Annotated in this window: 13 protein-coding genes; 3 read left to right on the top strand and 10 right to left on the bottom strand. The window is 64.9% G+C overall.

All coding sequences use genetic code 11. The features are described from left to right. From lysA to IRZ12_RS10455, 3 genes are all read left to right on the top strand, one after another. Nucleotides 1–1,275 (top strand): diaminopimelate decarboxylase, encoded by a 1,275-nt coding sequence (lysA, locus tag IRZ12_RS10465; RefSeq protein WP_296468093.1) that lies wholly within the window; start codon nucleotides 1–3, stop codon nucleotides 1,273–1,275. A gap of 35 nt (nucleotides 1,276–1,310) precedes the next feature. Next, the gene (locus tag IRZ12_RS10460; protein WP_296468092.1) at nucleotides 1,311–2,309 is read left to right on the top strand and encodes a tripartite tricarboxylate transporter substrate binding protein; all 999 of its coding nucleotides are present in this window, start codon (nucleotides 1,311–1,313) and stop codon (nucleotides 2,307–2,309) included. Nucleotides 2,310–2,484: 175 nt separating this feature from the next. Beyond that, entirely contained in the window at nucleotides 2,485–3,186 is a 702-nt protein-coding gene (locus tag IRZ12_RS10455; protein WP_296468091.1) for a TetR/AcrR family transcriptional regulator, read from the top strand. A 47-nt stretch (nucleotides 3,187–3,233) separates the two neighbouring features. On the opposite strand, the gene IRZ12_RS10450 is transcribed toward IRZ12_RS10455, so the two are convergent. The 10 genes from IRZ12_RS10450 to IRZ12_RS10405 all read right to left on the bottom strand — a co-directional run bounded on the left by IRZ12_RS10450 (nucleotide 3,234) and on the right by IRZ12_RS10405 (nucleotide 12,414). Further along, the gene (locus IRZ12_RS10450) at nucleotides 3,234–3,860 is read right to left on the bottom strand and encodes an isochorismatase family protein (protein WP_296468090.1); all 627 of its coding nucleotides are present in this window, start codon (nucleotides 3,858–3,860) and stop codon (nucleotides 3,234–3,236) included. Beyond that, the gene (locus IRZ12_RS10445) at nucleotides 3,857–4,918 is read right to left on the bottom strand and encodes a 2,5-dihydroxypyridine 5,6-dioxygenase (RefSeq protein ID WP_296468089.1); all 1,062 of its coding nucleotides are present in this window, start codon (nucleotides 4,916–4,918) and stop codon (nucleotides 3,857–3,859) included. Before IRZ12_RS10445 ends, IRZ12_RS10450 begins: the two co-directional genes overlap by 4 nt. Before the next feature lie 13 nt (nucleotides 4,919–4,931). Beyond that, nucleotides 4,932–5,738, bottom strand: a complete 807-nt coding sequence (locus tag IRZ12_RS10440) for an alpha/beta hydrolase (RefSeq protein WP_296468087.1) — start codon at nucleotides 5,736–5,738, stop codon at nucleotides 4,932–4,934. Between the two features lie 10 nt (nucleotides 5,739–5,748). Then, nucleotides 5,749–6,501 (bottom strand): Asp/Glu racemase, encoded by a 753-nt coding sequence (locus IRZ12_RS10435; RefSeq protein WP_296468086.1) that lies wholly within the window; start codon nucleotides 6,499–6,501, stop codon nucleotides 5,749–5,751. Between the two features lie 16 nt (nucleotides 6,502–6,517). Next, nucleotides 6,518–7,744, bottom strand: coding sequence for an FAD-dependent monooxygenase (locus tag IRZ12_RS10430; protein ID WP_296468084.1), 1,227 nt, complete (start codon nucleotides 7,742–7,744; stop codon nucleotides 6,518–6,520). A 108-nt stretch (nucleotides 7,745–7,852) separates the two neighbouring features. Continuing rightward, entirely contained in the window at nucleotides 7,853–8,557 is a 705-nt protein-coding gene (locus tag IRZ12_RS10425) for an ABC transporter ATP-binding protein (protein ID WP_296468095.1), read from the bottom strand. Between the two features lie 23 nt (nucleotides 8,558–8,580). Continuing rightward, nucleotides 8,581–9,378, bottom strand: coding sequence for an ABC transporter ATP-binding protein (locus tag IRZ12_RS10420; RefSeq protein ID WP_296468082.1), 798 nt, complete (start codon nucleotides 9,376–9,378; stop codon nucleotides 8,581–8,583). A gap of 1 nt (nucleotide 9,379) precedes the next feature. After that, a complete protein-coding gene (locus tag IRZ12_RS10415) occupies nucleotides 9,380–10,369 on the bottom strand; it encodes a branched-chain amino acid ABC transporter permease (RefSeq protein ID WP_296468081.1) in 990 nt (329 codons plus the stop codon). 2 nt (nucleotides 10,370–10,371) lie between these two features. Continuing rightward, a complete protein-coding gene (locus IRZ12_RS10410) occupies nucleotides 10,372–11,244 on the bottom strand; it encodes a branched-chain amino acid ABC transporter permease (RefSeq protein WP_296468079.1) in 873 nt (290 codons plus the stop codon). A 33-nt stretch (nucleotides 11,245–11,277) separates the two neighbouring features. Further along, nucleotides 11,278–12,414 carry an ABC transporter substrate-binding protein gene (locus IRZ12_RS10405; protein ID WP_296468078.1) on the bottom strand — a complete coding sequence of 379 codons (1,137 nt, stop codon included), beginning with the start codon at nucleotides 12,412–12,414 and terminating at the stop codon, nucleotides 11,278–11,280. Nucleotides 12,415–12,474: the final 60 nt, after the last annotated feature.

Raw genomic sequence — 12,474 nt, 5'->3', positions numbered from 1 at the left:
CTGCCGCCCCCCGTCGGCAGCCCCCACTTTGCCTACCGCGACGGCGTCCTGCATGCGGAAGGCGTGTCCGTTGCCCTTCTGGCCGAGCGGCTCGGCACGCCGCTTTATGTCTACTCCCGCGCCGCGCTGCGCGCCGCCTACGAAGCCTACCGGGAAGGCATCGGTGGGCGCGACGTGCTGGTGTGCTACGGCATGAAGGCCAATTCGAACCTGGCCGTGCTGCGGGAGTTCGCTCGCCTGGGCGCCGGCTTCGACATCGTGTCCGCCGGCGAGCTGCAGCGTGTTCTTGCCGCGGGCGGCGATCCGGGCAAAGTGGTCTTCTCGGGAGTCGGCAAACAGGCGGCAGAGATGCGGCTTGCGCTCGAGGCCCGCGTGAAGTGCTTCAACGTCGAATCGGTGCCCGAATTGCACCGCTTATCGCAAGTCGCGCATGCCATGGGCAAACGCGCGCCGGTGTCGCTGCGCGTCAATCCCGACGTAGACCCGAAGACGCATCCCTACATCTCGACCGGACTGAAAGAGAACAAATTCGGCATCGCGATCGAAGAGGCGCGCGCCGCCTATCTCACCGCGGCCTCTCTGCCCGGCATCGAAGTGGTCGGGGTCGACTGCCACATCGGCTCGCAGATCACCGAGACGGCGCCCTTCCTCGACGCGCTCGACAAGCTGCTGGACCTGCTCGATGCCCTGGCGGCCGACGGCATCCACGTCGAGCACCTCGACCTAGGCGGGGGCCTGGGCATCCGCTATGCCGACGAAACGGCGCTCGCGCCCTCGCAATTGCTCAGCCAAGTCTTCGAGCGCATCGACGCGCGTGGCTACGGCTCGCGCCAGATCGTGCTCGAGCCGGGCCGGTCCCTCGTCGGCAACGCCGGGATATTGGTGACCCAGGTGGAATACCTGAAACCCACCGCCGCCAAAAACTTCCTGATCGTCGACGCTGCCATGACCGACCTGATCCGGCCGACGCTGTATGACGCCTACCATGGCGTGCTGGCGGTCGCACCGCGCGCCGACGCGTCGACGGCTGTCTACGACGTCGTGGGCCCGGTCTGCGAAAGCGGCGACTGGCTGGCCAAGGACCGGGAGCTTGCAGTGCGCGAAGGCGACTACCTCGCCGTCGAGTCGGCCGGCGCGTACGGCATGGTCATGGCGAGCAACTACAACACGCGCCCGCGCGCGGCCGAAGTCATGGTTGACGGCGATCATTACCACGTGGTGCGCGCACGCGAAACCATCGAACACCTGTTGGCGCTGGAATCCACGCTCGGATAAGGCGTCCTTACTGATTTTCAACAAATGGGGACAACATGACTCACAAGCCATCCTCTTCGACCCGCCGCACGCTGCTCCTGGCCGCTTCGTCCGCGAGCCTGGCCGCCCTTGCGTCCTCGCCGGCCCGGGCGCAGGCCCGCAAGCCCGTGATGCGCATCGTCGTGCCGTTCGCCCCCGGCGGCGGCAACGACGTGTTCGCCCGGCAGCTCGCCCACAGCCTCAACGACATGTTCAAGAAAGACGTGATCGTCGAGAACAAGCCCGGGGCCGGAGGCAACCTGGGGACCGAATACGTCGTGCGCGCCGCGCCCGACAGCAACATCTTCCTGCTGGGGCATACCGGAACCATCTCCATCAACCCCTCGCTCTACAAGAACCTCAGGTTCAACGCATCCACCGACCTGCAGCCGGTGGCCATGTTTGCGTCTTCGGCGCTGTTGCTGGTGGTGCCGGCCTCTTCGCCCATCCAGAACGTCGCACAGCTGGCCGAAGCCCTGCAAAAGGGCGCAGACATGAGCTACGCCTCCAGCGGCTCGGGCACGGGCAATCACCTGACCGGGGAAATGTTCCTGCATGCGCTCGGTGCTCGTGCCGTGCATGCACCGTATAAGGGCACTGCGCCGGCGCTGGCGGACGTGGCAGGCGGACAAGTCCATTTCAGCTTCAGCGTCATCCCCGCGGCCATGTCGTTGGTCAAGGCCGGCAAACTGCGTGCGCTGGCCGTCACGAGCGCCAAGCGCATGAAGCTGCTGCCCGACGTGCCGACGATTGCGGAGTCCGGCGTACCGGCGCTGGCCAACTTCGAAAGCACGCTGACCTACGGCATCCTCGCCCCCAAGGGGGTGCCGCAGGAAGTCGTTTCGCAGCTCGGCGGAGAAATACTGAAGGCTGCCTCCACGCCGGAGTTCCAATCCAAGCTTGGCATAGAAGGCGCCGAGCCACTGCTGGGCGAAGCCGCCGAATATGCGCGCCGGATCGAATTGGAAAGCAAGAAGTGGGGCGACGTGATTCGCGCGTCGGGCGCCACGGCCTAACGCCGGCCGCCTCCATCCCGAGGCAAGCAGCCCACCACGACAAGCGAGGACTCGTAGGGCGCCGCCTGAGCGTGAAGCGGTCATCGCCGCGCGAACATGGGGGGCAAAGACATAGCCCCCCGCCCCGAAAAGCCTTAGGATGGAGGCTTCGCGATAAATAATTAAACAGCCGATTATGAAATTGGTCAGCGGCCGACGGGGCATCCCCGCCGCCACAACCAGGCGCAAGGCCGGCCAAAAGGGGCCAGGCAGGCCCGAAGGCCAGAGCGTCGTCAGGGACGACATTCTCGATGCAGCCGAAGTACTCTTTGCCAATCTGGGCTATGCAGGCACGACGCTACGGGAGGTAGCCGCCAAGGCCAACGTCACCCAGGCGTTGATCAACTACTACTTCGGATCGAAATTCGGATTGTTCGAGGCGGTATTCATGCGCCGCAGCCAGATCATTTCGCAGCAGCGCATCGAGAACCTGGCCCGGCTCCGGGCCAAGCCCGGCAAGCTCAAGGTACGGGACATCGTGCAGGCTTTTCTGCTGCCCACGCTGGCTTTCCGCTCAACGCCCGAAGGTCGCGCGTTCCTGCGCTTGCAGGCGCGCCTGCACACCGAGCCGCCTCAGATCTCGTACAAGCTACGCACCGACGCCTATGGAAGTTCGACGCGCATGTACGTCGATGCATTGCGCCAGGCCCTGCCGAAGCTGCCGGAACTGGATGCCTACTGGCGCGTCACGCTAATGGTGGGCACGTATTTGTACGCGTTCTCTGATACCCACCGGATGGAAGAAATGGCGCCGCCCGGGCTCTACGACCCGGACGACACCGATAGCCTCATCGACCAGGTCACCCGCTTCGTGACAGGCGGCATGCTGGCGCCGTAGTGGCGCCCGGGCCGCGCCCCGGCGGCCGTAGGTGGGCGCCTGCCGGCCTATAGCCGCCGCATCAATGCTGCGCGATCGAGCACCTCGGCGTATTTCTGCGCCATGTCGAACAGGCTCGCCTCGTGCGGGCCCAATGCGCGATCGCCGACGCAATCGGCCACCACGACGGGCCGAAAGCCCCAGCACATGGCATCGACCACGCTGGCTCGCACGCAGCCGCTGGTGACGCAGCCGGCGATCAGCAGCGTACGCACCCCCCGCTGCGTCAGCCATGGCGCGAGCGACGTGCCGAAGAAGGCCGACGGCACGTTCTTGCGCACGACCAGCTCGCCGGCCTGCGGCGCCAGCTGCGGCACGATCGCACTGGCATGCGCGTCCTCCGTCAGCCTCAGCAATCCCGGCACTTTGGCAGAAAAGACATTCGCATCGGCGCCATCGTCAGCGTAAACGATGCGGGTATGCGCGACGGGCCAGTTCCTTTCACGCACCACGTCCAGCAGAGGTTGCGTGGCCGCGATCGCATCGGGGATATTGCCGCCCCCGAATAGCTCGGGATCGGCGAACCCGTTGACGAAGTCGACGATGAGCAGGCCAAAGGGCGGCTCGAGCTGCAGGCCCGCGCCAAAGCCCTGGCGGGCATACACCGCGACGTCGTCCCCGCGGCCGGCCGTCATGCAACCTCCGGCGTGGCCAGGCACTCGTTCAACAAGCGCCCTTCGCGCACGACCTCGCGCCCGTCGAGCGTCACGGTGCAGCCTCGCAGCGGAATGTCCATGTGGCAGGCCGTGGTCCGCGAGCCGCCCACTTCGTTATTGGGCCCCAGCGAGAACAGGAAGTTGCCCGCATAGGCGCGCGCGTCCATGCCTATCGTGGCCTCGCGATCGTACAGGCCCAGCGTCGACCAACGCGCGCGCTCCTGGGCGCCCCAGCCGATGTGCGACATGGCATAGGCTTCCGGATCGCCGAAGGAACTCATGTAGTCCTTGAGTAGCTCTGCGTCCACGCCACCGCTGATGGAGGTCACGTAGCCGTCTTTCACTTCCATCACGATGGGATCGTTCACGTACGACTTCATCGGCAGCAGGATGTCGCCACGGTCCACGACGATGCGGCCCTGGGTGGCACCCTCGTTGGGCCAGGTGAGCGCAAAGCCGCTCGGCCAGTGGTCCCACCGCCCAGGCTCGTCGACGAAGCCGTACTCCTTCATCACGGGGAATTCGCCGAGCGGGCACACCAGGTCGGTGCCTGCGGCCGAGCGCACGCGCATCTCGCGCGCTCCTTCGAGCAGGGCGGCGCATGCCAGCACGCGCTGCTTGTCCTCCTCGGTGGGCACCATCCGCAGCAGGATCTCGGGCGGCTCGACCGCCAACAAAATTTTTCCGCCGCCCTGGAGTATGTCGTGCTGCTCCGGCGAAAACAGCAGCGTCATCAGGTCGATTACCAGGTCACTGGCCTTGAGCGCCGCGATGGCCGCCCGGTTGCCGCTGAGCGGCGTGGTGCCCAGGTAGGCAAGGGAATCCCGGCTCAGCGACTTGTCGCCGTTGACCGGTGATAGATCGAGCCGGTTGGCGCGCGCGCCCATCAGGCCAACCGCGGTCATGGCACAACGCAAGGTCTGGGGATGCGTCACGCCTTCGGTGGTCAGTACGGTCACGACGTCGCCGCGCTTCAAGCGGGAGAGGGTCAAGACCCTGGTCCACGCCTGGATGAGATCGGAATCGCTGACAGCCATGGTTGCTACCTCGCTAAACGGGGGTTCCCAGGAAATTGCCGAAACCCTTGAAGAATCCTTCTTCGTCGTCCCAAGGGATCATGTGTCCCGCCTCGGGCACGACATGCACCTCCAGCTGCGGGATGAGGCCCTTGATCTCTTCGATGTCCGCAGGCTCGATGACGCCACCTTTGCCTGCAACCATGAGCAAGGTGGGAACCTTGATCGAAGGCAAGTCGGCATGCATGTCTTGCGTGCCGAAGGCGTGATACGCGCACACCACCGCCTCTTCGTCGCAGGTATGCAGCCACTCGGCGCGAAGCCGCAATTGCGCTTCGGTCCAGGTCGGCGAGAAGGGCTTGAGCTTTTCCCATCCATTGCCCTCGCGCATGAGGCGGATGGAATCCACATACCAGTCGATCTTGGCCGGATAGGGACGCCGCCCCGGCCCAGAGACCGGCGGATCGACCATCACCAGCCGCGCCAACCCTTCGGCATGATGGGCGGCCACGATGGCGCCAATGCGCGCCCCCATGGAATGCCCGACCAAGAAGTAGTCTTGCAGCCCGAGGGCTTGCGCAAACGCCCCCACGTCGGCCGCGCACGCTTCCAGGCTGTAGTCCATGCCCGGCGCGGTTTCCGACAGGCCCCGGCCCCTGACGTCCAGCACATAGGTGTCGAACTGCCGCCCCAGCCTCTCGGCCACAAAGGCCCACGTTACCGCCGGGCTGGTGATGCCGGGCACCAGCACGAGCGGCCGCCCCTTGCCCCCGAAACGCAGGTAATGCTGCCGGATTCCATTGGCGCGCACATTGGCGCCATAAAGATACGTACTGCTCATGCGCACCTCCTTAATATGCGCCCGACAAGAGTGCGCCGGCCCCGGGCACGATCCGCTCCAACCCCAGCGCCTTGAGCATCGCGTAGGTCGTGGCGACCGATGCCGTCACGACGGGCTTGCCCGCCCGGGCTTCGACTCGCGCAATCACGGGCAGCGAAGGCATTTGCACGCAGGCCGACAGCACGATGGCATCGACGCCGGAAGTGTCCATCGATGCGACGATCCCGGGCAGCCGGGAGGGATCATGCCTGCCCACCTCCAGGTTGTCGGGAATTTCGAGCGCACGCCATTGCACGACTTCGATGCCTTCGTTCTCGATGTAGCCGATCACCAGCTTGGTCAGCGGCACCATGTACGGCGCCACCAAGGCGATGCGCCGGGCTCCTAGCACACGCAACCCATCGACGAGCGCGCCCGCACTCGTGACCACCGGCGCCTCGCCTCCGTTCTCGCGCGTGCACCGGCGCAAGCGCGCCTCGGACTCCCGGTGGTAGCCATTACCCATGGCCATGATGGCCACCAGGCACGCATAGCCCAGCACGTCGACGCGGGCATCGCTCAGCTCCAGCGCGCAGCGATCGGACTCGGCGTCCATGGCGGCCAGCTCTTCCTTGGTCACGTGCTTCATGCGCATGCGTGCCGAATGGAAAGTGAACCGTTCGGGCCGGACCTGCTCACGCAGTCGGAGCATGGCCGGAATCTCGGTTTCCATCGTCGTATTCGAGCTCGGGACGATTTGGCCGATGCGGTAGTTCGTTTTCATGTCAGCAGGCCTCCGCTCACGCCGCCATCGCCTGGCGGTTGAAGCGCTCCGTGCAGCTCGTCGCGTCGTAGACGTAGACCCAGTTGGCCTGGATGCCCACCGCGTTGGGATTGAGCAGCTCGCGCCAGCGATACAGGAGGTCGCGCTTGAACTGCGCCCACGGCGAAGGCAGGTGATAGGTCCTGCCCCGTTCGCGTGCCTCGAGCTGCACCCGGCTGGTCCGCGGTCGCCGCTCCGCCTCGTACGCATCGAGGGCAGCCGGCACGTCGCCGCGGTAATGCTCCAGCGCGGCGGCAAGCACGTAGCCGTCCTCGATCGCCATCGCGGCCCCTTGTGACAAGAAAGGCAGCATCGGGTGGGCTGCATCGCCGAGCAGGGTCACGCGCCCTTTTGACCACTTCGGCATCGGGTCCCGGTCGAACAGGCCCCACTTGTAGACGTCCTGCGTGCGGCTAAAGAGCTCGATGATGTCGGGATGCCAGCCTTCGTACGCTTTCATCAGCTCTTCGCGGCTGCTGCGCACGTTCCAGGACTCTTCCACCCAGGTGTTCGTTTCGCTGACGGCGACGATGTTCACCGACGCGCCGCAATTGACGTAGTACGTCACAATGTGGCCATGCGGCCCCATCCAGAACGCCGCGTCGGGCCGCACGAACTTGAGCGGATGGTGATCCACGGGCACCAGCGCACGCCAGCACATGTGTCCGGTGAAGCGGGCCGCCTCGGCGCCGAACAGCGCATCGCGCACGATGGAGCGCACGCCGTCGGCGCCCACGATGAGGTCCGCCTCGTACTCGGTGCCGTCCGCGAAAGACGCTACTGCGACGTTGCCTTCCGTGCGCACGCCCGTGCACTGGGTACCGAGCGTCGCGCCCTTGCCGTCTTGCAAGTGCTGCGACAGGATGGCATGCACGTCGGCCCGGTGCACGTGATAGAACTCCGCCCCGTAAATCTGCGGGCAGCTATCCTTGAGCGGCGTCCGGAACAGCTCGCGGCCGGAGCGCCAATTGCGCCCGACCATGGCGTTCGGAAGAAAGCCGACCCGCTTCAGATCGTCTCCCAGGCCCAGCGCCTTGAGCACTTTGACCGCGTTAGGCGTGATCTGTACGCCTGCGCCGACTTCGCCGAAGGCCGGCGCCCGCTCGAACACATGATGTTCGATGCCGCGCAACGTCAACGCACGGGATAGCGCCACGCCTCCGATCCCGCCACCCACGATGCCTACGCGTAGAGGACGACTCATACAGCTTCTCCCTTCTCGCAACGGGTGCGGCAGAAGCCGCCTCCGTTAAATAATTAATCAACAAATTAATAATGCCCGATACCCGGCCCATGGCTTGGCCGTCGCTGCTCACCCTCCCAGATAGGCGGTCAGCAACTCCGGATCCTCCAAGAGCCCGGCGGCCTCCCTTTCCGCGACGATGCGCCCGGTTTCGAACACATAGGCGCGAGAGGCCGCCTGCAATGCGTTGTGCACGTTCTGCTCGACCAGCAAGACGGTCACGCCGTGCCGGTTGATCTCGCCCACTACGTCGAACACTTCCGCCGCCATCTTGGGGCTGAGCCCCAGGCTCGGCTCGTCCAGGAGCAGCAAAACGGGCTCGGACATGAGCGCGCGCCCGATCGCCAGCATCTGCTGCTCGCCGCCGCTCAAGGTGCCGGCCAGCTGGCCGTGGCGTTCCTTCAGCCGGGGAAAGCGTGCGTAGACCTTTTCCACGCGCTCCTGCACCGTTTGCTGCGAACGGCAGAGGTACGCGCCAAGCACCAGGTTTTCGTATACGGTCATGGCAGGCCAGACATGCCGTTCTTCCGGGCAATGCGCGATGCCTAGCTTGACGATGCGGTCCGGCGGCATGCCGCCTATCTCCGCCCCGCGAAAACGGATACTGCCGCGGGAGGGCTTGAGCAGGCCGGAGATGGCGCGCAGCGTCGTGCTCTTGCCTGCGCCGTTCGCACCGATCAGGGCTACCGTTTCGCCTGGCCGCACGACCAGGCTGATCCCATGCAGCGCCGCGGTCTTGCCATAGCCGACGTGCAGGCCTTCCAGTTCAAGCAGTGGCAAAGCAGGTGTCGCGTCGCTCATGCCGCACGCCCTCCGCCCAGGTAGGCCTCGACCACGGCCGGGTTGCGCTGCACTTCCGCGGGCGCACCTTCTGCCAGTTTCTCTCCGAAGTGCATGACGACCACCCGGTCCGATACATTCATGACCAGCCCCATGTTGTGTTCGACGAGCAAGATCGACGTCACGTGGGAGCCGCGCAACTGCTTGAGGATGCGGCCCAGGCCCAAGGCTTCCTGGCTGTTCAGGCCCGCTGCGGGCTCATCCAGCATGAGGAGGTCAGGCTTGGCCGCCAGCGCCACGCCCACCTCCAGCAGGCGCAACTCCCCGCAGGAGAGCAGGTAGGCCGGCGCATTCATGCGCTCGCCCAGTCCCATGATATGCACGATGCGCTCGGCTTCCTCACGCGCCGCGCGCTCCGTCTCGCGCACGGCGCGGCCGGGAAAAAACGTCCGCCATAAGCCCTGCCGCGTCTGCAGGTACCTACCGGCCAGGACGTTTTCAAACACCGACAGGGACTTCAGGATGTTCGTTTTCTGGAAGCTGCGGACGACCCCTTTCTTTGCCATCTGGTAGGGCTTGGCGCCGGTCACGTTCTCCCCCTTGACGAACACCTGCCCTGCCGTCGGCGTGTAAAAGCCCGTGATGAGGTTGAAACAAGTCGTCTTGCCCGCGCCGTTCGGGCCAATCAAGCCGACGATCTCGCCTTCCCGGACCTGGAAGCTAATGTCCTTGACGGCCTTGATGCCGCCGAAACTCTTGCTCACGCCGCGCACCTCGAGCAAGGGCGCGTTGCCGAGCGGATGCACGGTCCCCATGTCAGACTCCTTGGCGCCGAGGCGCGATGGCGACCGCCACGGGCGGGGCGGCCGTAGGCCGCACTTCCCGGCGCGTCGCGAGAAAACCCATCAGCCCCCGGGGCAGGAACAGAACGATGCCCATGACTGCGAGGCCGAACAGCGATAGCCGGAGCTCCTTGGCTTCGCGCAGGTATTCCTCCAGGAAGGTCACCAACAGCGCGCCGAGCAGCGGCCCGACCAGCGTCCCCTTGCCGCCTATTAGCACCATGATGATCATGCTCACCATGAAGGCGAAACGGAACACCTCGGGCCCAACGAACGAGATGTAATGGGCATAAAAGCCACCCGCCATGCCGGCCAGCAGGGCGCCGAGCACGAATGCCAGCATGGCATAGCGGAAGGGCCGGATGCCGACGGATTGCGCCACGTAGCGATTCTCCCGCACTGCCACCGCTGCCCGGCCCGCGCTCGAGTAAACGAAGCGATACGCGAGGTATAGCGAGATCGCCAATACGCCCCATGCCAAGTAGAAATAGAACTGCCTGGTCGCGAGGTTGCCTGCCTGGGCCAGCAAGGAGGGCTGCGGCACGCCGGCGATGCCCATGGGCCCGTTGGTGAAGGCGACCCAGTTGTCCGCCACCAAGCGCAGCACCTCGGCGAACGAGAGTGTCACGATGACGAAGAACGGACCTTGCAGCCGAAGCGTGATGCTGCCGATCAGCAGCCCCATGAATGCCGCCAGCAGGCCCGCGGCGGGAATGGTGGCCCACATGGGCCAGCCGAGCTTGGTCGACAGCAGCGCGGCGGCATAGGCTCCGGTTCCCAGGAACGCGGTATGCCCCAATGAAAACTCCCCGACGTACCCGACGATGAGGTTGAGGCTGGTCGCCAGCACGGCATAAAACAACACCATGATGGCAACGTGCAAGAGGTACTGGTCACGGATGACCAGCGGCAGCAGGGCGGTGATCAGCAGCGTCGCCAGAAGTGCATTGCGTTCGAATCGCATGGTCAAGCCCTCTCGGCACGCCGGGAGAACAGTCCGTAAGGACGGAACACCAGCGTGAGAATAACGATGGCAAAGCCGATGATGTCGACCCAACCCGTGGCCACATAGCCTCCCCACAGCGATTCGGCGATGCCCAGGAGCAGCCCTCCCACCACCGCGCCGGCAAAGCTCCCCATGCCGCCGAGGATCACCACCACGAACGCTTTCATGCTGACCAAGCCGCCGATGGAGACTTGCGCCGAATAAATGGACCCCAGCAGCATCCCCGCCATCGAAGCGATGATGGTGCCGAGCGCGAACGTGCATGCATAGATATTGGCGGTCTTGATGCCGGCCAGCTGCGCGGCCATCGGATCCTGGAAAGTGGCGCGCATGGCCCTGCCCAGGCGGGTTTTCTGTATCAGCAGGTACGCCGCCAGGATGAGCACCGCACATACGGCGACGGCGAACAGGCGGATCTTGGTGACGACGATGGGCCCGAAGAACACCGGCCCGCTCGATACCGGACCTTCCACCTTCAGCGGTGCGGTACCGAACACCAGGAGTGCCGTATTGGCCAGGAAGATGGACAGCCCGATCGTCAGCAGGATGCCCGGTTCCTCGCCCTGGCTGCGAATGCGCTCGATCAAGACGCGATCCACGAGCCAGCCGAACACTCCCATCACCAGCGCCACGAGGGCGAGCCCCGTCAGGAAATCCAACCCCAGGGCGTTCGTCACCCACCAGCCCATGACACCGCCCAGCATGTAGAGCTCGCCATGGGCAAAGTTGACGACCCGCATGAGGCCGAGGATGAGGGTCAGCCCCAGCGCCGAAAGCGCATAGAACGACCCGATCACCAGCCCATTGACCAAGAACTGCGGCAATACGTCCATCTCGTCTCCCGGCTCAGCGCGCTGTGAGGCCGATCAAGGCTTCTCAGTCGGGGCCTGCGCCACGACCTTGGGCTCGCGGCCCTGGATTTGGACCAGCACGACGTTGAAGCCGTAGCCTTCGCCCTTGTCGGTGAAGCGGAAGCGGCCATTGGGCGCCGCATAATCCGTCTTGCGCAACGCATCCCGGATGGCGTCGGCCTGGGTGTTGCCCGCGCGCTCGATCGCCTCCATCAGGATGTTCAGCGCGTTGTAGCCCGCCGCACCGTATTTGCCAGGCTTTTCCTTATAGGCGGCGCTGTATGCCTTGACGAACGCTTCGTTCAGCTCGCCCGGCATGCTCGACGCATAGGGTACGGCGGCGTAGATCCCCTCGGAGGCGTCGCCGGTCAGGCCGATGAAATCGGATGTCGCCCACGAGCCCACGCCGAAGATCTTGGTCTGGATGCCGAACTCCTTGAATTGCTTGACGAGAATGGAGCCGTCTTGCGTCTCGGCCGCGACGAACACGCCATCGGGCTTGGCCGCGCGCAGCCGCGTCAACAAGGTGTAGAAATCGGTGGCACCGTGATCGAAATATTCCTTCATCACGGTCTTGACGCCGAGCGCAGTCAAGTCTTTGGAGAAATCCTCCACGCTCCCGCGCCCCCAGTCGTCGTTGACGCCCACATAGGCGACGGTTTTCAGCTGGAGTTTCTCGGCGAGGATCTTGCTGAACGTCTTGGACATCAGGCGGTCCGTCTCGGCCGACCGGAAGAAGTATTGCAGGCCCTTGTCCGTCAAGTCAGCCTTGGACGACACGCCGGTCAACAAGGGCAGCTTGTATTTCTCGGCCACTGGCATGATCGCCGCCGTGGCGGAACTGCAGAATGCGCCGGTCAGCGCCGCGACCTTGTCGCGCACGATGAGCTTCTCGGCAGCGTTCACCGAGTTGGCCGGCCTGCACTGGCCGTCTTCGATGATGAGCTCGATTTTCCGGCCCAGCACCCCGCCGGCAGCATTGCGCCGCTCAACCGCCAGCTTGGCGCCGTTGACATAGGTGACCCCGTTGTAGGCCACCGACCCGGTGAGCGGCTGGATGACGCCGATCTTGATGGCGTCCTGCGCCGAGGCCGCGGACGACGCCCCCGCCAACGCGCTTACCACCAACAATGCATAAGACAGCTTCCGCATAGCAACCCTCGCAATGTATTGGTTCAAGAAGTGCCAACCGCTGATGGCCCATCGTGGCGC

The organism is Pigmentiphaga sp. (assembly GCF_019689535.1).
Lineage (GTDB): Bacteria > Pseudomonadota > Gammaproteobacteria > Burkholderiales > Burkholderiaceae_B > Pigmentiphaga.
The sequence above is the reverse complement of the archived record's forward strand: the minus strand, read 5'-3'. Positions and strand labels throughout refer to the sequence as shown.